Genomic DNA, 21634 nt, shown 5'->3' on the forward strand with positions numbered 1-21634 from the left:
GGCGCGTTGAACGTCCACTTCTGGTTGTCGCCGCCGACTTCGGTGTACTGGGAAGTTGATTCCTCGCGTGGTCACCGCAGACGCGCGTCACAACTGCGTCTGTGGGGCGTTGAGGGTGTCCGTTTTCGTCTTGAGCGCCGTCCCGGACTGCGCGTCGAAGAGGTAGGCCGCCTCGTCTCGGAAGCTGATTCCGACGCGGTCGCCGGTTTCGGGGCGAATCGACGCGTCGGTTCGGGCGACAATCTCTTTGTCACCGAGTTTCCCGTAGATGAAGTTCTCGTTCCCCATCTTTTCGACGACGGATATCTCGATGTCGGTCCCGCCGCTGTCGATTTCGAGGTCTTCGGGTCGAATTCCGAGCCGCACCGTCGCGACGTCGTCGACCTGGTAGTCGGAGAACTCGTACTCGAAGCCGAACTCGGAGACGAGACGGTTGCCCTCGATGTCCATGCTGATGAGGTTGATGCTCGGGCTTCCGATGAAGTCCGCGACGAACTCGTTCGTCGGATTCCGGTAGAGCTCCTCCGGGACACCGACCTGTTGGAGTCGCCCGTCGTTTACGACGGCGATTCGGTCGCCCATCGCCATCGCCTCCGTTTGGTCGTGGGTGACGTAGACGGTCGTCACGCCGAGTTCGTTTTGGAGTTCCTGAATCTCGGTCCGCATCTCGGAGCGAAGCTTCGCGTCGAGATTGGACAGCGGTTCGTCCATCAGGAACACCTCCGGCTCTCGGACGATTGCCCTACCTAACGCGACTCGCTGCTGCTGCCCGCCCGAGAGTTCGCCGGGTTTCTTCGGAAGCAGGTCCTCGATTCCCATTAGCTCAGCGATGCTGACGACTTGCCTGTCGATGTCGTCCGATGGGAGTTTCGTCGACAGCTTTAGACCGAATCCGAGGTTCTCCCTGACGGTCATGTGCGGGTACAGCGCGTAGTTCTGGAACACCATCGCGACGTCTCGTTCGCTCGCCCGCAGGTGGTTCACTTGATCGCCGTTGAATCGGAGGTCCCCGTCGGTGATGCTTTCGAGACCCGCGATACAGCGGAGCAAGGTCGTCTTTCCACACCCCGACGGCCCGACGAGAACGAGGAACTCCTCGTCTCGAATCTGGAGGTCGACGTGGTCGACGGCGACGATTTTGTTTCCGTCGACGTCGTGGTCTTCGCTCGCTTCGTACGTTTTGACGAGTCCTTCGATGTCAATCTGTGTCATGTTGAATTACTCCTTGACGGCTCCCGAGAGGATGCCTCGCACGAAGTACTTCTGAAGCGCGAGGAACACCACGAACATCGGGAGTATTGCGACCGCCGATGCGACCATCAGTTGGTCGAACGCGACGACCTGCTGTCCCATGATTTTGGTAATCGCTACCGGAATTGTGAACTTATCCGTGTCGAGAACGACCAACGGCCAGAGGAACATGTTCCACTGGAAGAGAAAGAGGATGACAGCGAGCGCCGCCATCGACGATTTCATCGACGGTATCGCAACGCGGTAGAACAGTTGGAACTCCGAGGCACCGTCCATCCGGGCGGACTCCAACAGCGCGTCGGGTATCGCTTGCATCGACTGACGCATGAAGAAGATTCCAACCGGGTACGCGGCCCACGGCAGGATGACCGCGGCGTACGTGTTGGTCATGTTCGCCGTCGACATGACGAGGAACAGAGGGATGACCAACAGATTGACCGGGATGATAAGCGTCGCCAGAATACCGGCGAAGATGGACTTTTTGAACCGGAACTCGTACTTGGCGAACGCGAAGCCGGCCATCGAACACAGCATCAACGCGAGGACCGTGTAGACGATTGCGATGAAGATGCTGTTCCAGACACTGCTCATGAAGTTGACGTACTGGCGCGACTGCAACGCCTGAAAGTTCTCCACGAAGTGCCCGCCGGGGAGGAGCTGCGGAAGCGCACCGCTGCTCGACAGAATCGCCGACTGGGGTAGGGTGGATGCGATAACAATCCAGTATATCGGGACGATCATGAACAGCGCGGCCGCGATGAGGAACCCGTAGCCGCCGAACCGCCACAACGCCTCGGTTTTCGATTTTTCGTGCATGGTTAGCTCCACTTGAGTTGGATTATCGACAGCGACATGACGATTCCAACGAGAACGACGGTCAGCGCACTTCCGTACCCGAGTTGAAGGTTCTGGAAGGCGACCTCGTAGATGTAGTAAACGACCGTTCGGGTCTCTTTTACCGGCGCGCCCGCGCCGATGAGAATCGTCGGCTCCGAGAATTTCTTGAAGCTGCCGATGGTCGTCGTCACGAGAACGAACAGCAACACTGGTTTGAGCTGTGGGATGGTGATGTACCGAAACTTTTGGAGGCGTGACGCACCGTCGATTTCCGCGGCCTCGTACAGCGACTCGGAGATCGTCTGGAGACCGGCCAAGATGATTATCATGTTGTACCCCGTCCAGCGCCAGACGACCATGAACGCCATCAGGTTCCGAGACCAGAATCCGTTGCCGAGCCAGTTCAGCGGCGCGATGCCGAACAGTTGGAAGATGAAGTCGAGCAGTCCGCCCTCGGCGACGATGACGACGAACACGACCGAGTACGCGACGGTGTTTGCCGAGACCGGGAGGAGCATCAGACTCCGGAAGACGCCCTTGAACCGGGTGAACCCCGCGTTAAGTATCACGGCGAGCCCGAGCGCGACCCCGACCATCAGCGGAAGTTCGATTGCGAAGACGTAGATAGTGTTGAACATCGACTGATGGAACACACTATCACGAAGAAGTCGTTGGTAGTTCGCCAGTCCAACGAACTCTAGGCTCGCGATTTTCGGTATTTCGAGGTAGACGTTTCCGAACTGGACCCAGAACAGCGGATCACTCGCCACGCCCTGATACGTGAAAAACGAGAGGTAGACCGTGTAGAAGATCGGGAACGCCAGGAACAGGACGAACGTGATGAAGAAGGGCGCGAGGAAGATGTATGCAGTCCCGGGAATCGTCGGCATCACCTCCTTGAACCGCTGTCGCTGGAAGCGAAGGCGGTCAGACAGTTTGACGATGGACTCCGAGCTCATCTTCTATGCGATGTCGCGACCGGTTCGGTCAGCGACGCGCTGTGCCGCACGGTCTAAGGCCTGTTTCGGAGAGTCGCCCTCGTCGATCATGTTTCGCATCTCCTCGTTTATGATACTGGAGACGATGGGGGAATCGACGGTGAATCGGTATCCGGGGATGTCCGGAACGGTGTCGATCCAGATGTTGGCGAGCTGCTGTCCGCCGAAGAAGTCGAATTCGGCGTTCGAGAACGCGCTTTGGTCCCACGACGGCTCGTGTGCCGTCATCTGGCCTTCGTTCTTGTAACTGAGCGCGTTCTGTTTGGGGGTGGCGGTGACGAACTTAATGTAGTCCCACACTCGATTCGCCTCCTCCTCGGACGCCTGCTGCGGAATGACGAGGCCGGAACCGCCGCGGTTGCTCGCCCGGTTGCCGCCCGACTCAAGCGCGGGAAGCTTGAAGCCGCGCCAGTTACCCTCGGTCTCCGGCATCGAGGAGGTGATGGTTCCGTAGAACCACGACCCGGTCGCGTAGCCGGTAATAGTCCCGTTCTGGAATCCGGAGAACCACTGTTGGCTCCAGTTTGCGCCCCGGTCGATGAGCCCCTCGTTCGAGAGGCGCTTCATCATCCGGGCCGCCTTCAGGCCCTCCTCACCGTTGAGGACGACCTCCCCGTTCTCGTTGAACTCCTGTCCGCCCTGCATCCGGTTCAGGAACCGCCAGTAGAGGTTCGACCCGGACGCGGGAAGCGAGAGAAGCGAGACGTCGTCCGGGAGCTTCTTTCCCTCCTCGATGAGTTGGTCCCACGTTTCGATTTCGTCGTGCGGTGCGAGTCCGTGCTCGTCCCACACGTCTCGGCGGTAGTAGAGCGTGGTCGGTGCGATGTCGTCCGGGACCGAGTAAATCTGTCCCTCGTCCCCGGTCACGGCGGACAACACCCCGTCGTTGAATTCGTCGATAATGCCGGCGTCCTCCATTCGCGGCCGCAGGTCCCGCAGGCCGCCGGTCGACGCGATTTTCAGCGTCTTTTTCTGTTCGATGAGCGCGGTACTCGGGGCACCCTGTCCGGAGATGAGCCGCGTCTGCATCTTGTTTATAATCTCCGAATACCCCATGTTCGTGTGGGATATCTCCGTTCCCGTCTCCTGAGCGTAGCGGTCCATGAGTCCGCCGTAGGAGCCGGCCATCTCCCAGAACTCTATCGAGTCCGCCATCGGAGCGGCCGTCGCCGCTTCCGTTGCGGTCTCGTCGGCGGTGCCGTCGACGGAAGAGTCGCTGTTGGTCGTCTGCGTCGCGTCGGTCTGCGGACCGGACCCAGTCCCCACGCAACCGGCGAGAGTCGCGGCACCGAGACCACCAATCGCTTGTAGCACGTTCCGTCGGTTGAGAGATTCTACTTGATCTTTCATTGCGAACGTTTAGCAAATTACTGGCTCCATATATATAATTTGGCCTTGTTGACAAGACTGCCCGCCGTGTCGGACCCACCCCCGACTCGTCGACACCACGCCCGCTTTCGATGCAAACCATCCAAAGAAATTTGAATCGCACCGGAGACAAGTGAGTATGAGTCTCCCACAGCTCGGACTCGGTACGTGGCAAAACACGGACCCGGAAACCTGTCGTGAAAGCGTTCGGACGGCGCTGGAGATGGGGTATCGACACGTCGACACCGCACAGTACTACGGAAACGAAGCGGCTGTCGGCGACGGTATCGAAGCGGCCGACGTCCCCCGCGAGGAGATATTCGTGGCGTCGAAGGTGCACGCTGAGAAGTTCGGACTCGCGTACGACGAGGTCATCGAGGGACTGGCGGCCACGCTCGACCGCCTCGGCCTCGAACATCTCGACCTGCTGTACGTCCACTGGCCGGTCGGGAACTACGACTCGACGGAGACGCTTCCCGCCTTCGACGAACTCGTCGGCCGGGGACGTATCAACCACGTCGGTGTCTGTAACTTCGATATCGACCTTCTCGAAGAGGCGATAGAACAGTTGGAGACGCCGCTGTTCGCACACCAAGTCGAGACCCACCCACTCCTCCAGCAGGACGACCTCATCGCGCACGCGGAGAGCCGGGGATACCACCACGTCGCGTACTCGCCGCTCGCCCGCGGGACCGTCTTCGATATCCCGGAAGTGGTCGAAATCGCCGACAAACACGGGGTGAGCCCGGCACAGGTCAGCCTCGCGTGGCTCCTCTCGAAGAACCCGGTCTCCGTTATCCCGAAGGCGACGGGCGAACCGCACCTCCGAGACAACGTTGACGCGCTGTCTCTCGACCTCGACGACCGAGACATCGAGCGAATCGATGCCATCGGCCGAACTGACCGACTCGTCGAGCGAGAGGGTGCTCCGTGGCTCGACGACTGAGTCGTCCCGCCGAACACGTCTCCCCGCGCCGAAACGACGGCTGTCCGTGACTCACCACGACTTTATCGGGACGTCTTTTAGCGGCTCTGCGAGCGGAATATCGACCGTCGACCCGGTATAATGAGAGATGTAGAACCCGACGATGATTTCGAGCGAGCGGGCGGCTTCGACTCCCGGCGAGTAGTTCTGTCCGTCCCCGTTCAGTAAGTCCTGTATGTGGTTCGCGGCGTTCGCAAACGACCGCTTGTAGTCTTCGTCCCATGTCCACGTTCCTTCGATTCCCGGTAACTGTCGTTCGACGTGCTCGCCGTCTTCGAGCGACCAGTAGCGCCACTCGCCGTCGTCGTTGTTCATGTAGAGCTTGCCCTCGGTGCCGATGAAGGTCAGCGACATCGACGAGATGTCCCGCGGAATCGTGCAATCGACGGTGACGAACGAACCGTCGTTCATCACGACGTGGCCGCCGCCGCCCGCATCGACTACGTCCCGTGCCGTTCCGAGCGAGTCGATCGCTTCGTTCTCGCCGGTGATGTATCCGCTGACACGCTCCGCACGCGTGTCGAGGAGATACACGAGCGTATCGAGCACGTGTGTGGAGTTACGCATCAACTCCATCCTGTACTGCGTACTGACCGATTGTACGTCTCCGAGGAGGTCTCGCTCGTGAATGAGGTCGCGGAGTCGCCGTAGCTTCTCGGTGAACCGGAACGAGTGGTTGACGACCAACTCCGTCTCCGTTTCCTCGCACACCTCGACCATCTCTTCGGCGGCGCTGACCTCCGATGCGATCGGTTTCTCGCACCAGATGACCGACGGGTCGGCGGCGGATTTCGCCGCGTCGACGGTGTGTTCGTGGTGGAGAAAAGACGGGGTACAGATAGAGACGACATCGAGGTCTTCCCGTGCCAACATCGCTTCGTGGCCGTCGTACCGCCGGTCGGTCGGGATGTCCCACGCGTTACCGAACGTGGTGAGTTTCTCCGAGTCGACGTCCGCAATCGCGACGAGTTCGATTTCGTCGGCGTCGGCGTACCCGCCGGCGTGACTCGCGTCGATTTTCTCTTTGCCGATCACCTCCTCGTCGTGCATTCCGAGGATACCCATACCTGCGATACCGCCAGTTCCGATCACGCCTGCTCTGTAAGTCATCCTTGATCACTCTCCACGTCCAGTCGCAGAACCGCCACCACACGGTAGACGGACCGCTTCCAGCGCGAGTATTCAATCGCTAATTGATGCAATACTACCACACGTATTGAATGTTACCCCGCGCACGGTGGCGCGGGGAATCCTGCTCTCACGAGGTCAGGCTTCCTGTTTCGATGACGTGACTTGCAGACACAGACTCAAACTGAGCCGTGTCCGTAGCGGTCACAGTCTCCACAGGCGTATCTTCGGGCCATCCCAGCCCTAACTCAGAAAAGCCTCTCTGCAAGACGTTCATCGCCGCATTCGCATCCCTATCCGTCTCGAACCCACACGCCGGACAGGAGTGTTCCCTGACCCAGATAGGCTTTGCCGTCTCCACCTCGCACCGAGCGCACTCCTTCGTCGTGCCTCGTGCTTCGACCTGTTTGACGTGACAGCCGTACAGGTCGGCCTTGTATTCGAGGAGCGTGATGAACTGTCGCCACGCCGCGTCCTGCTTGTTCCGGGCGTTCCCGTCGCCCTGAAGCATTCCAGCAACGTCAAGGTCTTCCACGAACACGGCGTCGTACTCTTTGACGAGCCACGTTGTGAGTTTGTGCTGGTAGTCCAGTACCTCCCGACGAATGTGGCGTTTGACCGTGGCGACCTTCTGGCGTTGTTTCTCGTAGTTGTTCGACCCCTTCTCCTTCCGCGAGAGTTTGCGTTGCTCGCGGCGAAGACGCTCGTAGTCGTCTTCGAGGTCAAGCCAATCCACGGTCTTCCCGTCGGAGGTGTGGATGTAGTTCTGGATGCCGAGGTCTATCCCGACGCTGTTGCTCGTGTCAAGCGAGTCCACGTCGGGCTTCTCTGGCAAGTCGGCGTCTCCGGTTTCCAGTCCGAAAGAGACGAACCACTCGCCAGTCGTCTCCTTCTTGAACGTGGCCTCTTTGATAGTGGCGTGGTCGGGAACCGGGCGAGAGTACCGGATTTTCACCCACCCGATTTTGCTGAAGCGCACGTATGCGTACTTGTCGTGGCCCCTCTTTTCATCGAGGTCAAAACCAGACTGGTTGTACGTCACGCTCCGGTAATCGCTAGGTGCTTGCCGTTTGAGACAACCGACCTTGTACCCCTTCTCTTTCTTCTTGCGAAGATTCGAGAGGTTACGGTGGAAACGAGCGACGGTGGTCTGTGCGGCTTTCGAGTACAGTTCACCGAACACCGACCACTTGCGTTTCCATTCGGGGAGTTTGTTGTTCTGGTCGTACTCGCTCGGTTTGTCGTCCTCGGGACTGTTCTGGTAGTCCCATCGGACGTGGTTGTAGAGTTGACGATGAACGTCTAGATGGTGTTCCAGTCCTTCCGCTACCTCCTGCGTTGGGTAAGCGTGGTAGCGGTGACTGCATTCCATCGCTGTCTCTTGATTAGCGATGTGTTCAGTTAATGGTTTGTATCACGAGTTGTCGGCTTCATCCCCGACCACGGTGGGTCGGGGTATTCGCCTTGCTGACCAGTATAAATCTAAGCCCGGTAACCCGACGGTGTCAGAAGTCGTCAGGCCGGCAATCGAGGAGTTTCTCGCCGTTCGTGGTTTCGGCCACGACACCGGTTGCAGTTCGTTCGAGCGTCGGCCCCTGTTCCCACGGTGTGCTCCCGTCGGGGCTAGCCATGACCGCTGAGGCGAACCAGTGTGCCCCCGGTTCGTGCGTCGCTCGCAGTGTCGGGACGACCGTGCGAGCGTAGTTCAGGTTCGTGTTAGGGTCGTCGACCACGACGGCCGGCGTGCGGTCGCCGAACCCGTCGGAGATACCGCTAACACCGTTGGGGTATCTGGCGAGCGCCGTTCCATTCTGACTGTCGTGCGTAACGTTGGCCGCGGTGTCGTCACCGGTTTTGTCTACTGCGAACCCACCCTCTTCGCTGTGTACGACCCGGTCCGTTTGCAGTCGGTGGACGCGTACGTGCCACGGAAGGTCGGGCGCGAGCCACGTCTCGACGCTGACACCCTCCCACGGGTTCCATCGGGCGGCGAGGGTCGACCCGTTTACGCGCGTCTGCGTGAACGACGCGGGAATCTTGAACTGGTCGCCGTCGAGGCTGAGCGCGAGGGCGCTGTCGTGTCCCGCCTGTCCCGGTCCGGGCGTCCGACCAGCAACGGAGAACGCGAACTGCGTCGAGTACGCGAATTTCGTGTATTTCTCTCGTCCGTGGTGGCTGTCCCGAGTGAGAGAGAGCGCAAAGAGGTGGTCGTCGTCGCGGCACACGACTTTCTCGGCTTCGGGCTGTGCCGTCGTCTCCGGAAGCTCCGGGAGTGGCTCCTCGTCGGCCTGCCAGAATGGGTGGGTCGGCCGAAGTGCCAGCGGGAGGAACGCCTTCATCGCCCAGTACGGCGAATTCGGCGAGTTGTAGGTTTCGGATACTTTCAGCGACGGGTAGCGGTATCCGACCGACAGCAACCCGCCGTCGGTGAATATCGGTTGGTCGAGCCACCAGCGGATGTTCCGGGCCCAGAGTCCGCGGACGACCTCCCACGAGAGCGATTCCACGCCAGCAAACGCCAGTGCCCCCCAGAACGACGCCTGCGCGAAACGATAGGTCAGGCTCCGGCCGTACGGAAGCGCTCGCCCGGTCTCGTCGAACCAGTGGATGTGAGCATTCGCAAATTTCTCAGCCCGCGCCCGAAAGCGGTCCGCCCGTTCGGGGTCGTCCTCGCCAGCGACGGCGGCGTAGAGGAGTCCGTACACGTGCATCGCCCACGGGACGTAGTAATCGACGGGGTTGTGTTCGTCATCAGGACCGTCCGTGTACCACCCGTCGCCGCGATAGAACGTTTCGAGTCGGTCGAGCGCGGACTGGGTCTGTTCCCAGTCGTGGCGCGCCCCGACCGACCGAAGCCCCACGTTCACCATCACGCGGAAGAACAGCCAGTTACAGTCATAGAGTTCTGCATCGTTGATTTGGTTCAACCAACTGACCAGTCGGTTGCGTTCCGGCTCCGAAAGGGGTTCCCAGAGGTGTTCCGGTGTGAGCGCGAGGCCGACGCCGATAGCGGCCATCTCGACGAGCTTCTGTGAGTGGTCGTCTACGTCCCCCCAGTACTCCTCGTGAGACGGGTCCGTCCCGTTGGTCAGCCCGGTCCGAAAAAACGCCCAATGGTTGATGTCACTGTGGACGCCTAACGGCACGACACCCCACAGCGGGCGGGCAAATCCTTCCAGTTCGGCTGCGACGGCTGGAAAGTGAGCGCCGGTCGCCGTGGGCCTCACCCGCGCGTTACCGGGACTGGCGTGCGTGAGCAACGGTTCGACGAGTTGAGACACTGCTCGTTCGAAATCCCGTCGTGTCTGGAGCGGGTTACCTGTCGTTGGATTCATCTAGTTTGTGCGTTGATCGCATGCATCAATAGCGTTTCCCTGCCCCGACCGGGAATTTACGTCGCTGTGAAACGGCGGGTGGCGGGCCGCTCACCAGTAGCGGGACCACTGTTGGGTGGCTCGAACGAGCCCTTCGACGTAGAAGTAGTCTCCCCAGATGCAACACTCGTCGTAGTCCCCCTCGGTCGGGTCGTAAGCCCCGTCAGTCAGCAATCCGTTCGACTGGTTTCCGTCGGCCGTGTAATTCTCCGTGAGACTGCGGAGGATTACGAGTGACGCGTTCTCGTAGCGCCGGGCGCGAGTATCTGCGAGCGGGAGCCTCGTGGCAAGCTCGTCGAGTCCACAGGCCGCGATCGCCGCGGCGGAGGTGTCACGGTAGTTCTGCTCGTCGGGCGCATCGAAGTCCCAGCGCGGGACGTGGTCCGCTTCGACGTTCGAGAGGTAGTAGTTCGCCAGCTTTGCGGACAGTTGCGCGTACGCGGCCTCGTCGGTGTACTCCGTCGCGAGGGCGTACCCGTATATGGCCCACGTCTGGCCGCGTGACCAACAAGAGCCGGCGTCGTAGCCCTGCGCCGTTTCGCCGCCGAGCGGCGACCCACTTTCGACGTCACATTTGAACGTGTGGAACGTCGAGCCGTCGTCGCGAACGACGTGCTGTGCGTTCGTCCGCGCGTGTGTCTCGGCGATGGAGGCGTACGTGGGGTCACCCGTCTCCTCGCTCGCCCAGAACAACAACGGGAGGTTCATCATCGAGTCGACGATCATTCGACCGCGCTCCCACGAGTCCTCGGGTTCCTCGGGGTCGCCCCACGCCTGAATGAGCCCGGGTGCATCCCAAAAGCGTGCGACGAGATGGTCGGCGGCGGTGAGGGCCGCCGACCGATATCGTTCGAGGCCCGTCAACTGATGGCCGGCGATGGCAGAGAGCGTATAGAGGAACCCGAGGTCGTGCGTCTTCACGTCACCGGCCGTCAACCTCCGTTCGAACGTCGCCAATTGGGCTTCGGCGGCGTCTCGAAACGCGCGGTCGCCCGTCACCTCGTACGCGAGCCAACAGAGTCCCGTCCAGAACGAAGTCGTCCAGCCGTCCGTGTTGTCGGTGGGGGTATAAACGAGGTTCTCACTCGAGGGTCCGGGAAATCGGTCGTAGAACTCGTCGAGATTCTCATCGATGCGGTCGATTGCGACAGCGAGCGCCCGTTCGATATCGCTCTGTGCGACGTCCGGTCTCGTCGCGTATCGGTCCGGCAGACCGGTGTCGTCGATACGTCGCAGTAGCGCGGCTGGCTTTCGTGCCATGTGGCTACAGTTCCCTTGGCAGACGCTATAAAGCCATCGTCAAGCCACCGGCCCGTCTCTCACTCCGACTCGGAACGACGCTCTCAGGGGTTCACGCCGCGTCATTCGGAACGAGATTCAGTATCGATGAATTACATCCCTTTATTGATGATATACATTTACAATGCTCCCCTTGTTAGGGAGAGTATGTCAGACAGAGAACAGTCGAATCACGTGAAGACCGCGCGGACGACGTTCCGGATACTCGAAGTGCTCAAAGAGAAGAACGAGGCGACCGTCACCGAGATGACCCAGGAGTTCGACCTGTCGAAGAGTAGCATACACAACTACCTGAACACGCTCGAACAGGACGGGTACATCGTGAAAGAGGACAACACCTATCGTGTCGGTCTGAAGTTGCTCGATTTGGGCGGCCACGCGCGACACAGACGGCGACTCTACGAAGTCGCAAAAGACGAAGTGACCGCATTAGCCGAGGAAACGGGAGAACTGACGAACCTCCTCGTGGAAGAACACGGGAAGGGCATCTACCTTCACAGAGCACACGGCGCCGACGCGGTTAAAACGGACTCGTACATCGGACAGGCGGTCTACCTCCACAACACCGGCCTCGGAAACGCGATATTGGCGCACCTCCCCCGGGAGCGCGTGAACGAAATCCTCGATCGACACGGCATGCCGGCGTCCACCGAAAACACCATCACGGAGCGCTCGGAGCTGTTCGAGACTCTCGACAGAGTGGCTGAAGACGGTTACGCACTGGATGACGAAACCCGCGTCAAAGGCCTCCGGTGCGTTGCGGTCCCGATAATCAACAATAACGACGAGGTCGAGGGAGCGATCAGCGTCTCGGGCCCGAAAAGTCGGTTTCAAGACGAACGGTTCCGAGAAACGCTCCCGGAGAAATTACAGAACGTCGCGAACATCATCGAACTCAACATTACGTACACGTAGTCAGGATGGCCGAACAATCTTGACTGACTGCTGAAATATCTATCATTAATTCTGTGGTAATCGGTCAGATGACTGGATATTTGATTATGTGGTGTATGAGATAATATATGACTGACGTTCAGTATGAGTGTAGAGAGTTGATTTGGTTAGGTGGGGTGATTTGCCGACGGAGGTAGTTACTCCGGCGGGCGTGCTACGTGGCGAATCGCGACCTGAGCGGCGGATATCGCGTGCTCGAAGACGAGAGCGGCCTCGACGGACACAACGTTTTAAGCGATGGCTCACGAATTGTAAATCCCCTCACAGGTGCGTCGTCATAACGCGAATGCGCCGGAGTGCCAATGACTCACGAGGACCAAAACGAGACGCAGGCCGAGCAGGACGGAACGGAGAGTGCCGGGAAGATGTTCTCATTGACGCGCGAGAGACTCCTGAGCGGTGAGGCGTGGGCGTTCAACAACGCGCCGTGGGACCAACGGAAAGTCGTTACTGCCGGTGAGTTCCAGTACGTTCCGTATTGGAACGACGACGGCGTTCTCTCACTCGCTCGACGAGCGCTGTCAACTGACTCGGTTCAGTGCATCCAGTTCGACTGGCGGGTTCCAGACGAGGATTCGCACAGAAACACGGCACTCGGGACCGACAACGACGGTCGTCTTCATCTCGCGTACGACCACCACGACGACCCGTTCCACTACCGATACTCGTCGTCTGGATTCCTGACGGACCCGCCGTCAAACATCTCCACCGGTGATTTCTCAGAGACTACTGACATGGGTCTGAGCGGTCCGGAGCACCCAGTAACCTACCCTCGGTTTTTCAACGATCAGCGCGGAACGCTGTTCTGCGAGTACCGGATTGGCTCGTCTGGCGACGGTGATTCGTACCTTCACGTCCACGATTCGTCGTCGAACTCGTGGACGCGCATCGGAACGGTGTTTTCGAGTGCGGGGACGTACGAGCCGTGGAACGGTTCCCCGTCTCGGAACGCGTACCATCACGACTGGACCTTCGACGACACCGGCCGCCTCCACGTCACCTGGACGTGGCGCGAGACGTGGGAGACGTGGCGCTCTAACCACGACATCCATTACGCGTACAGCGACGACGGTGGCTACACGTGGTGCAACAACGACGGTACCGTCATCGGTGACGTGAACGCGGACGACCCGATCCGCGTGGACGATGAGACCGTCGTCGTCGACAGTCCGGAGGGTTCGTGGCTACTAAATCAGGGGACGCAGGCGCTCGATTCGAGCGACCAACCACACATCTTCACGTCGCGCTCGACGGACTCGACGACCGACTTCGACGACACCAACCGGCACTATATTCACTATTGGCGAACGACGGACGGGCAGTGGCACGAACAGTACATCGACGACACGAGCGTCGACCTTTCGACGGTCGGAATCGACCCAACGCGGGCGGGAGATATCTTGCTAAACCGCGGTGATTTGCTGTTCGACGACAACGACGCGCTCCACGTGTACACCGTCGTCGACGGGCAACTCTACGCCGGGGTTGCGACAGCATCCTCGGGGTGGACCGACTGGACGCTCTACTGTCTCCACGAGGGCCCGTTCTGTGGAATGGACGGTCGAAAACACGATAGATATCGGTGGGAAAACGAGAGCGTCCTGTCGATACCACTCGAACGGCCCCGCGAGAACGGCACGGCGTTCGTACTGCAGGAGTACTCGATCGTGGGACCGAACGACCCGTCCGCACCCTCGTTGTCGGTGTCAAACGAGTCGTCGTCGAGTGTCGAACTGTCGTGGACCGAGGCGCGAGGCGCGGAGAGTTACACGCTCCATCGGCGGCCACCCGACGGTGATTTCGAGGTCGTCGCGGACGAAATCGCGGAAAATTCGTTTTACACCCAGTACACCGACGCCGGCGTGGATTCGGGCAGTGACTACGAGTACAGACTCACGGCCGTCAATAGTGTCGGCGAGACCGACTCGACCATCGTTCGGGTCGCGACCGATGGTTCGTCGAACGCGGCGATGGACTAGCCATGTAGATTGTTCACTGTGGGCTAACACTTCGGTGTCGATACCGCCAGCGGGTTTCAAACGGCTCGGTCGTGTGACCGCGACTATCGGGTCGTTGGACCCGCGGATAGACTGATTCGTCCCATCTACGGGGCGATATAACGGACTGGCCGGACGAAAGTCCGGTGTCGCTGTAAGATGCTACGCAGACGGGGTCACTATCTCATCCGCAGTGCTTGAGCTACCTCCGCATTCGGATAGTATGCAAAGCGCATCTGGGCTACTCCGTCGTGCTTCCGTGGCACGGTGTGTTACAAAGATAGACTTGTAACATTTGGTTCGTTGTTCAGTCTGCCACTCCTCGCGGTTCGACAGGAGGTCGACCCGCCGAACGGTAAGTGGATTTGTACTTATTGAGCACTATTCTACTCGGGGCCTGCCGTTATTCTAGTTCTTTTCCCCGATAATCGACACAATCATACAATATACTCTGCGAGGCCCAATGAGGTCGCACAACGTTGTGGTGATTTCCAGAAGGAGGGCGCACGTACTATAACAACACATCTTGAGATATTTTGGCCACTAAATGTGGGATATTCAATATATATGTGGACAATCAGATTACTCAAACCTAATGGAACTCAGACGATATCAATGCGAGCTACTCGCGATGTACTCGTTTGAACGAATCAGCTGTCTGCTCACTGCTGAACCACTCTGAGCTGTCTAGTATTGTTTTATTTATAAAATATGGCCTGATGGTGATGTGGGGTATTGAAGCTAGAGTATTGCACTATCTATGCAAAATAATCTCGAAAATTCACGTGACTTCCCTTTCGAGGAATCCGACGAAGCCGAACTGCGCTATGATTCCCTCTCAGCTAGAACGGCAACCGTCTCTTCTCGTCGATACTGAGACGGAGCCGGTAATCGAGTGCATTCCAGTCGTCACCCGTCGCGTACCGTGTCGCTTTGCGCTCGAACCGATCGATGACGTATTTCGTCCCCGCACCCGAGAGGTCGTCGCCGCGGAGTTCGTATCGCCTGCTGACGCTCTCACCGGCATCGAGCGGCCGGGTTATCGGCGTCCCGTCCAGCGATAGTGATGACCCGCCGCGACCGACTTCGACGCGGGTGCTAGCCTCGTACGACGGGGAGAACAGCGTCGTCTTCCACGTGTCTTCGCCTGGCGTCAGCGAGGGTGCGAGTGCGAGTACGCCGAACGGCCAGACGCCGTAGCTCCGGATTCGAATCGGGTTGTCGGCCGTGTTCTCCAGCGAGAGCGTGAGCGCCGCAGGATGTTCGATCGTCGCGTCAGCGACCGCGAGGTCCACTGACAGCGAGAGCCCTTCCAGAGACGTCTCCACAGCCGTGCTGGCGATTCGATACTCGGTATCACCCAGACACCCGGAGAGACCAGCGACCGACAGTGTGCTCGCGGTCACGAACGTCCGACGCTTCATCGCCGGTCACCCCCGTCGTCGACACGGGCGTCGGTGAGTTCGACGAACACGTCTTCCATCGTCGCGTCGTTGGGTGATGCAGTCCGTGCTCGGAGGTCGTTGAGCGTTCCCTCGGCGACCAACTGTCCCCCGTGGAGGACGCCGATCCGGTCACAGACGAGTTCGACCTGCCCGAGAACGTGACTGGAGAAGAACACGGTCGCACCACGCTCGTTCTCCTCGCGGACGATTTCCCGGACGCGTCGGACGCCGTGTGGGTCGACCCCGCTGAACGGCTCGTCCAAGATGAGCAGGTCCGGGTCGCCGACGAGCGCCATCGCGAGCGCCAACCGTTGTTCCATTCCACTGGAGAAGCCACCCACCTCGTCGTCGACGGCATCACCGAGTCCGACGCGTTCGAGGAGGTTCTCCGGGTCGTCGCCGGCCCGCTTCGTCTCTGCGATGAGGGCGACGTGCTGACGTGCGGAACGGTCCTCGTAGAGGCCGAATCGGTCCGGAAGCACCCCTACGCGGTCGTGAACCTCCACGACATCGCGTCGTGGGTCGTGGCCGAGGACGCGAACCGTTCCCGAAGTCGGTCGGAGATAATCGAGCAACAGACCGATCGTCGTCGATTTCCCAGCGCCGTTCGGGCCGAGAAATCCGTACGTTTCGCCGCGCTCGACCACGAGGTCGAGGCTGTCGACGGCGCGAACGTCGCCGTACTTCTTGGTCACCGTTTCGAGTTCGATTGCGGGCTCCGCCGAGTTCATAGCGCGTCACCCCGGGTGAACGCACGTCGGGCGAGGGCCACTGGCACTACCACCCAGACGAGTAGGACGACCAGGCTCAGTGCGGGATGGAGGTACCACGGGCCACCGCCGTCGAACGCCGCTTCGACGACGAAGGCGTTCACCGAAACCCCCGGTTCGAGTTTGGTGTAGACGATGTGGAATAGCTCCGTCGAGTTGCCGACGCCGAGAAACCAGTTCGTCAGAACGTTGTACGCGCCGTCGGGGGTCAGTCTGAGCGCGAGAAATAGTGGCCCGCTCGCCGGCGCGTCGTATGGGTCGACCGGAACGCCGGTGACGGCCGTATAGAGCGACGTGACGATCCGACTCCAGAACACCGTCGCGAGGAAGTACGCGAACACTCCCGTCGCAGCGGTCACGGTCCGCCGGGCGACCGTCGAGACGAAGACGCCGATTGCGACCATCACTCCGGCGAATAACAGCGTCGCGACGAGCGTCCCGAGGAAGGGAAGCAGCGCGAACGTGCCGTGTTCGATGAGGCCGATAGCGGCGAGAACGAGCGTCGCCGCGACGGCCGCCGTCCCGACGCCCACGAACCGGCCACCCGTCTTCCCGAGGAGAATCTGCGTCCGCGTCAGCGGCAACCCGAGGAGGAACTTGATACTGCCCGTGGTTCGTTCATTGATGAGCGACTGATACGACAGGAGGAGGGCACCGATGGGGAGGAACAGATCGACGCCGATCTGGACGTACCCGATGGTGATGTTTCGCCCGACTGCGTCCCACCCGGCGTATGTCGGTCGGAACCCCCAGAGGACGACAACGAGCGCGAGTATCCACGCCCCCTTGGAGGTGAGCACTGTCCGGTATTCGCTGCGTGCAAGCGGGGACCACCGCATGACTAGAGAGACACGAAGCCGTCACAAAAATCCTGTTTGTTCGATGTATCGGGGGCCCGGCTCCGAAGCGGAATAAGATTTTTACTTCTTTGAACGCGTTTTGCCGCCGTGTCCCCCCGCAATGACGACCCTCCGAGAAACCCATCTGAACGAACAGCACGCAGCCACATGGTCGCCGCGTTCAAACATCTTGTCGCCGCGCTTTCGGTGCTGTACGCCGTGTTCAGCGCAGTCGTAACCTCCTATCCATCGGTTGAACGGATTTGGACGGGAATCGTCGGACGACACCGAACGACTTCGCTTATCGCAGTTCTATCGGCACCGATAACCGCGAGTGTTGTCGGTCTCCTGATTTGGAGTACGTATGGGTATCGCCACGTCGAGCACGTCCTCATCGGTGACACCCACAGCCTCAGTCAGTGGGTTGCAGGTCTCTGGAGCACCACTGGACCCACTGCTGTCGCCCTCCTCGGGTTGATTACGCTCGTGGCGCTCGCGACAATCCTCTCGACGAAAAACTCGGGGTTGGTGCCGACGATAGCTCTCGTGATGGGCCCCATCTTCGGGATTGGTCTCTCGAGATACGGACTGCCGATTGCGCACTTCTCACCGAGTAACCTTCATCGGCTTTTCGGCACGACGGCGATGCACTTCGAGACAGTCGGTGCCGTCGAGACGCTCGCAACTGCGCTGTTCCTCGCACTACTCTGGGGTATCCCCATCGGAATCCTTGGATTCGCCCTCGGCACTCTAGCCCGACGAATCGGCCGTCTCTTCCGCCCCAACGATGGACAGTCTGGGGTTTCAGGGGTATGAAACGAGCTGAGCGATTCACGGCCAGAGTTTCTCTTAATCAGGAGGCGATAGTGAATGCCCACGGACGCTGATTCGGGGCCGGGAACGTCTCCGTGAGTGACCTCTCCAATGAGCCGTCTCATTGACGGAATTCACGTCGAGACCGTTCACCTTCCTCCTCGGTGGCGCTCTCCTCCCCCGAAACAACGGCACTGATGACTTATTTTCCGAGCCAGAAAACCAGCGTCGGCGGTTATACCATCGGGCCTCTTTTTCTCATCCATGGGAGTCCTCCAAGCCCTCCGACGGACACCGGGTGCGCTCAAGCGTGCTCCGGGTCTGTTGGTCCCACAACTGATCGTGTTCGCGCTGCTAGTACCCCAGCTGCTGTTGCAGTCGTCGTATCCACTCGTCTCGACGTTCTACTCGCTGGGTATCTCCGCGGTTCTCCTCCTCGTGACGCCCTTCATCCAGGGCGGCATGTTCGGGATGGCCGACGAGGCCCTGACCACCCGTAGCTCGCTCTCCCGTTTCGTCGCCGACGGGAAGGCCAACTATCTCTCGTTGCTGATCGCCTACGTCCTCTTGCTCGTCGTCAACGGCGTCATCGGTGCAGTCGGTGTCGCGGCCGGCTTCGGGGCGTTCCTGACTCACGGCTCCATCGGGACGGTGTTTATCGGTTTGGCGGCCATTGCGGGACTCCTGTATCTCGTCGTGGCGTTCTTCGTCCAGTTCTACGGCCAGGCCATCGTCATCGACGGTGCGTCCGCAATCGACTCGTTCAAGCGGAGTTACCGCGTGGTCCGGGGGAACCTTCTGGCGACGGCCGGGTACCTGCTTCTCGCACTGGTCATCGGCGCGCTTTCCGGTGGTGTCTACGCCGGCGTCTCGCTCTTGGCTAGCGCCGACGCCGCCTCGGCGGCCGGTCTGCCGACGCTCTCGACGCCCCTCCTCGTCGTCGTGGGTCTCCTCGCGGCGGTCATCGGTAGCGTCGCGTCGGCGTTCATGCTCACGTTCTCCGTCGCCGTCTACGACGAACTGACCGGGTGAACCACGGCGCACTACGCAGTCGTTCGTTCGCCCGCAAGCACTCTGTTCCCGTCTGGTGGAACAGATTATTGATCTTCTCAGCGTAGCGGTTTCGACGGATTTCCTATCTCGAACGCGCGCATTGGCCCCTGTCTATTGCGACGAACGCACTTCCTCCGTGTCCTGCGACGCTATCAGTTCATGGACGGTGTTCGCTCTCTTCGTTTCCGTTCTACCGGCGGCTACCGTTGCGATCGTGTTCGTTCCGTTGACCGTGGTCGTCTGGCTCTCTTATCGAGGGCGGCGTGACGCGAGTGCGGAGCAGTACGAGCGTTCAAGCGACGACCCGACGGCAAGGAGAGCCCTATCTTGTACTTCTGATTCCAGCGGATTGTCGCTTCGAACGAGCGGTCGACCTGAACGACGAACCTCCGTTACTGACTGATGTCTCCTTATCGGAGAATTGAGACAACTCCCTCAAGAGAGACGTTTCCGGTCTGTCGGACGACCTCCGGGCGCTATCACCTGTCGATGGATACAACGACGCCACAGTTCCGGGATGACGGCACTATCGAGCGGAACTCGAAGCGATAGCAGTGGTTCAGGGTCGGCTATAAAGCGAATAGAGGATACAGGCCAGTCCGACGACTTCGATGAGTCTGTTCAATATGGGGACGTAGTACGCGTACACAACCGGGCCGAACCCGAGCGCGGTTCCGGCCGATGCGACCGTCAACGATATCACGAACGGCACGACCGTGAGGAGGACCAGTCCAACCGCGAGCCACAGCATCGGCTGGCTTCGATTGCGTCGGTATCCGCGGTAGGCTTGAAAAACGATGGCAAGGCTGAGAACCAACGCCAGTAGCGTCACCGCCAGCAACACGAGGTAGTTCACGTACAGGTCCATGCTGGGTTGAACCATTTCAGATTCCCTCCCAGAGGTCGGTGAAGCGGTCGGCCGGGTCTTCGGCCCGCCCCGTGTCGAGACTCACTGAGATGTCTCCCTCGTCCACTTCGACGGTAAGACTGTCGAGTCGCGCCTCGAAGACGCTGTAATGGTGGCCACTTTCACCGATTTCGGTCCGTTCTGCGAGTAAGTCACAGTCGATGAGCCGCTCCGTGCGCCGGTATATCGTGGGTAGGGAGGCATCACATCGATCGCTCAAGGTTTTGGCGGACATCGGTTCGATGCTCGTCTGAGCGAGGATCGCACGCGCGTACTCGTCATCGAGGAGCGCGAAGATTTCCTCGGCGGAGGGCTCCTCACTCACGTCGAACACTTCAGGGCGGAGCAATTAATACCCTCTACTCTTTTTCCAGACCAGAAAGTCGACGGCCCCACTTTAGCGTCTCGCTGCCATCGTCCCACCTGCCGGTCTCCGTATCGGTCCTCCTGTCATTCGTTAGGCCCCCAGAATGGGCCTCCTTCCCCCGCACGCGATATTTTCCGAACCGGAAAAGCACCCGTGGGTTTGAACTCACGGGACGGAGAAGCGCGGTGCATGGTCCTCCACGTTCGACAGACTGTGTCCGACGGACTCGGACGCGTTCTCACGCGAAATGGCGTCCTCCTCATGACGACGTTTTTCGTTGCAGCTGTTCTCCAAAGCGCGTTTGTCTGGGTGTTGGCGACCACGTACGTCCCGCTCGGGATGGCCGGAGCGGCGTCACCACCAGGGACGCCGGCACCCGGGACGGCCCTCCCGTCGCTGGTCTCAGCGAGCGCCGCACTCCTCGGCGGGCTCACTGGCGGCGTACTGACGGTACCGATACAGATCGTTGCGGTTCGTTCGCTCGTCGACGACGGGCGCGGTCACCTCCCGGAACAGCTTGTGTTCCGAAATCTTGGCTGGGCGACGCTGCGACTGTTCATCGCCACGTTACTCAGGGTACTGGCCATGTTCGTTCTGATCTTCCTCGTTGTGATCGTCGTCACTCTCGGGACGGTCGGGGTCTTCGCCGTGCTTCCCGAATCACTGCGCACGACGCTCGTCGGTGCGTGGTACACACCTCTCCTCGTCGTTCCAGCGATACTGGTGGGTCTGCTGCCAGTCGGGTTCGTCCTGCTGACGTTTGCGTTTGTCGAGCAAGAAATCGCCGTTCGCGATGCGACGGTCACGACGGCGTTCGTCCAAAGTTGGCGCACCGTCGCTGGGAACCGCCTCCGACTGGGTGCCGCCCTCATCGTTCCCTACGGAATCAATATGGCGTTCAGTCTGCTTCTCGGACAGGTCATGCCGGATGCGACGTTCGGTTCACCGACCTTCTTACTCACTCAGACGGCACTCTCGGTGGAATCGTCGATCATCTCGATCGTCATTCTCGGGATTACTTCGCAGGCGTGGATTCAACTCACCGGTGTTGACGGTCCGCTAGCCGACTACTGGGCTGATGGGGCAGCGGATTCACAGCACTCTGGCGAGGGAGCAGCGAGGAACGCTGTCGAATGAGCTGATAGCGAACGTCTCGACGAGCGGTTGTTCGAGCCGTCGAGTGTGCGATATACGCCGTCGTTTGATTCGAGGCGGCTCCAAGTACGAGTGACGAACGACCTGCAAGAGC

19 protein-coding genes are annotated in these 21634 nt (G+C 60.0%); 6 read left to right on the plus strand and 13 right to left on the minus strand.

What is annotated here, in order from left to right; translation table 11 throughout:
• Positions 1-87: 87 nt before the first annotated feature.
• The 4 genes from ACSR87_RS18155 to ACSR87_RS18170 are packed head-to-tail and all read right to left on the minus strand — an operon-like array spanning position 88 to position 4352.
• Positions 88-1212: an ABC transporter ATP-binding protein gene (locus tag ACSR87_RS18155; RefSeq protein WP_498531599.1), complete on the minus strand. Its 1125-nt coding sequence runs from the start codon at positions 1210-1212 to the stop codon at positions 88-90.
• Between the two features lie 6 nt (positions 1213-1218).
• The gene (locus ACSR87_RS18160) at positions 1219-2067 is read right to left on the minus strand and encodes a carbohydrate ABC transporter permease (protein WP_498531600.1); all 849 of its coding nucleotides are present in this window, start codon (positions 2065-2067) and stop codon (positions 1219-1221) included.
• A 2-nt stretch (positions 2068-2069) separates the two neighbouring features.
• The gene (locus ACSR87_RS18165) at positions 2070-3047 is read right to left on the minus strand and encodes a carbohydrate ABC transporter permease (RefSeq protein ID WP_498531601.1); all 978 of its coding nucleotides are present in this window, start codon (positions 3045-3047) and stop codon (positions 2070-2072) included.
• 3 nt (positions 3048-3050) lie between these two features.
• On the minus strand, positions 3051-4352 hold the full coding sequence (locus ACSR87_RS18170; RefSeq protein WP_498531602.1) for an ABC transporter substrate-binding protein: 1302 nt from the start codon (positions 4350-4352) through the stop codon (positions 3051-3053).
• Between the two features lie 241 nt (positions 4353-4593).
• Between ACSR87_RS18170 and ACSR87_RS18175 the strand changes: the two genes are divergently transcribed.
• On the plus strand, positions 4594-5400 hold the full coding sequence (locus tag ACSR87_RS18175) for an aldo/keto reductase (RefSeq protein ID WP_498531603.1): 807 nt from the start codon (positions 4594-4596) through the stop codon (positions 5398-5400).
• A gap of 51 nt (positions 5401-5451) precedes the next feature.
• Here the strand turns inward: ACSR87_RS18175 and ACSR87_RS18180 are convergent, their stop codons facing one another.
• From ACSR87_RS18180 to ACSR87_RS18195, 4 genes are all read right to left on the minus strand, one after another.
• Positions 5452-6549, minus strand: a complete 1098-nt coding sequence (locus ACSR87_RS18180; RefSeq protein WP_498531604.1) for a Gfo/Idh/MocA family protein — start codon at positions 6547-6549, stop codon at positions 5452-5454.
• 148 nt (positions 6550-6697) lie between these two features.
• Positions 6698-7939: an RNA-guided endonuclease InsQ/TnpB family protein gene (locus ACSR87_RS18185; protein WP_498531605.1), complete on the minus strand. Its 1242-nt coding sequence runs from the start codon at positions 7937-7939 to the stop codon at positions 6698-6700.
• A gap of 133 nt (positions 7940-8072) precedes the next feature.
• The gene (locus ACSR87_RS18190; protein ID WP_498531606.1) at positions 8073-9902 is read right to left on the minus strand and encodes a DUF2264 domain-containing protein; all 1830 of its coding nucleotides are present in this window, start codon (positions 9900-9902) and stop codon (positions 8073-8075) included.
• A gap of 90 nt (positions 9903-9992) precedes the next feature.
• On the minus strand, positions 9993-11201 hold the full coding sequence (locus ACSR87_RS18195; RefSeq protein ID WP_498531607.1) for a glycoside hydrolase family 88 protein: 1209 nt from the start codon (positions 11199-11201) through the stop codon (positions 9993-9995).
• Positions 11202-11387: 186 nt separating this feature from the next.
• Here ACSR87_RS18195 and ACSR87_RS18200 point away from each other — a divergent pair, with 186 nt between their 5' ends.
• Both ACSR87_RS18200 and ACSR87_RS18205 read left to right on the plus strand, forming a co-directional pair.
• Positions 11388-12155, plus strand: a complete 768-nt coding sequence (locus ACSR87_RS18200) for an IclR family transcriptional regulator (RefSeq protein ID WP_498531608.1) — start codon at positions 11388-11390, stop codon at positions 12153-12155.
• A 341-nt stretch (positions 12156-12496) separates the two neighbouring features.
• Positions 12497-14173: a BNR repeat-containing protein gene (locus ACSR87_RS18205; RefSeq protein ID WP_498531609.1), complete on the plus strand. Its 1677-nt coding sequence runs from the start codon at positions 12497-12499 to the stop codon at positions 14171-14173.
• An 860-nt stretch (positions 14174-15033) separates the two neighbouring features.
• On the opposite strand, the gene ACSR87_RS18210 is transcribed toward ACSR87_RS18205, so the two are convergent.
• From ACSR87_RS18210 to ACSR87_RS18220, 3 genes are read right to left on the minus strand one after another with little or no spacing between them, the layout of a single operon-like run.
• On the minus strand, positions 15034-15615 hold the full coding sequence (locus tag ACSR87_RS18210; protein WP_498531610.1) for a DUF8130 domain-containing protein: 582 nt from the start codon (positions 15613-15615) through the stop codon (positions 15034-15036).
• Positions 15612-16367, minus strand: coding sequence for an ABC transporter ATP-binding protein (locus ACSR87_RS18215; RefSeq protein WP_498531611.1), 756 nt, complete (start codon positions 16365-16367; stop codon positions 15612-15614). Before ACSR87_RS18215 ends, ACSR87_RS18210 begins: the two co-directional genes overlap by 4 nt.
• Positions 16364-17245, minus strand: a complete 882-nt coding sequence (locus ACSR87_RS18220; protein ID WP_498531612.1) for an ABC transporter permease — start codon at positions 17243-17245, stop codon at positions 16364-16366. Before ACSR87_RS18220 ends, ACSR87_RS18215 begins: the two co-directional genes overlap by 4 nt.
• A 108-nt stretch (positions 17246-17353) precedes the next feature.
• Here ACSR87_RS18220 and ACSR87_RS18225 point away from each other — a divergent pair, with 108 nt between their 5' ends.
• Positions 17354-18061 carry a DUF8071 domain-containing protein gene (locus ACSR87_RS18225; protein WP_498531613.1) on the plus strand — a complete coding sequence of 236 codons (708 nt, stop codon included), beginning with the start codon at positions 17354-17356 and terminating at the stop codon, positions 18059-18061.
• 261 nt (positions 18062-18322) lie between these two features.
• Positions 18323-19090: a DUF7847 domain-containing protein gene (locus ACSR87_RS18230; protein ID WP_498531614.1), complete on the plus strand. Its 768-nt coding sequence runs from the start codon at positions 18323-18325 to the stop codon at positions 19088-19090.
• Positions 19091-19670: 580 nt separating this feature from the next.
• Here the strand turns inward: ACSR87_RS18230 and ACSR87_RS18235 are convergent.
• Complete coding sequence (locus tag ACSR87_RS18235; RefSeq protein WP_498531615.1) at positions 19671-19994, minus strand: DUF7521 family protein; 324 nt, start codon at positions 19992-19994, stop codon at positions 19671-19673.
• Position 19995: 1 nt separating this feature from the next.
• Positions 19996-20352 carry a helix-turn-helix domain-containing protein gene (locus ACSR87_RS18240; RefSeq protein ID WP_498531616.1) on the minus strand — a complete coding sequence of 119 codons (357 nt, stop codon included), beginning with the start codon at positions 20350-20352 and terminating at the stop codon, positions 19996-19998.
• Between the two features lie 222 nt (positions 20353-20574).
• Between ACSR87_RS18240 and ACSR87_RS18245 the strand changes: the two genes are divergently transcribed.
• Positions 20575-21522, plus strand: a complete 948-nt coding sequence (locus ACSR87_RS18245) for a DUF7847 domain-containing protein (protein ID WP_498531617.1) — start codon at positions 20575-20577, stop codon at positions 21520-21522.
• The last annotated feature ends 112 nt before the right edge of the window (positions 21523-21634 follow it).

The organism is Haloferax sp. SDI50 (assembly GCF_059802635.1).

Bases quoted from the DNA above. Each gene is read 5' to 3' on its own strand.
- ACSR87_RS18165 (WP_498531601.1), bottom strand. From the start codon at position 3,047: ATGAGCTCGGAGTCCATCGTCAAACTGTCTGACCGCCTTCGCTTCCAG.
- ACSR87_RS18160 (WP_498531600.1), bottom strand. From the start codon at position 2,067: ATGCACGAAAAATCGAAAACCGAGGCGTTGTGGCGGTTCGGCGGCTAC.
- ACSR87_RS18205 (WP_498531609.1), top strand. From the start codon at position 12,497: ATGACTCACGAGGACCAAAACGAGACGCAGGCCGAGCAGGACGGAACG.
- ACSR87_RS18220 (WP_498531612.1), bottom strand. From the start codon at position 17,245: ATGCGGTGGTCCCCGCTTGCACGCAGCGAATACCGGACAGTGCTCACC.
- ACSR87_RS18195 (WP_498531607.1), bottom strand. From the start codon at position 11,201: ATGGCACGAAAGCCAGCCGCGCTACTGCGACGTATCGACGACACCGGT.
- ACSR87_RS18180 (WP_498531604.1), bottom strand. From the start codon at position 6,549: ATGACTTACAGAGCAGGCGTGATCGGAACTGGCGGTATCGCAGGTATG.
- ACSR87_RS18175 (WP_498531603.1), top strand. From the start codon at position 4,594: ATGAGTCTCCCACAGCTCGGACTCGGTACGTGGCAAAACACGGACCCG.
- ACSR87_RS18235 (WP_498531615.1), bottom strand. From the start codon at position 19,994: ATGGTTCAACCCAGCATGGACCTGTACGTGAACTACCTCGTGTTGCTG.
- ACSR87_RS18230 (WP_498531614.1), top strand. From the start codon at position 18,323: ATGGGAGTCCTCCAAGCCCTCCGACGGACACCGGGTGCGCTCAAGCGT.
- ACSR87_RS18215 (WP_498531611.1), bottom strand. From the start codon at position 16,367: ATGAACTCGGCGGAGCCCGCAATCGAACTCGAAACGGTGACCAAGAAG.
- ACSR87_RS18190 (WP_498531606.1), bottom strand. From the start codon at position 9,902: ATGAATCCAACGACAGGTAACCCGCTCCAGACACGACGGGATTTCGAA.
- ACSR87_RS18245 (WP_498531617.1), top strand. From the start codon at position 20,575: ATGGTCCTCCACGTTCGACAGACTGTGTCCGACGGACTCGGACGCGTT.
- ACSR87_RS18155 (WP_498531599.1), bottom strand. From the start codon at position 1,212: ATGACACAGATTGACATCGAAGGACTCGTCAAAACGTACGAAGCGAGC.
- ACSR87_RS18210 (WP_498531610.1), bottom strand. From the start codon at position 15,615: ATGAAGCGTCGGACGTTCGTGACCGCGAGCACACTGTCGGTCGCTGGT.
- ACSR87_RS18185 (WP_498531605.1), bottom strand. From the start codon at position 7,939: ATGGAATGCAGTCACCGCTACCACGCTTACCCAACGCAGGAGGTAGCG.
- ACSR87_RS18200 (WP_498531608.1), top strand. From the start codon at position 11,388: ATGTCAGACAGAGAACAGTCGAATCACGTGAAGACCGCGCGGACGACG.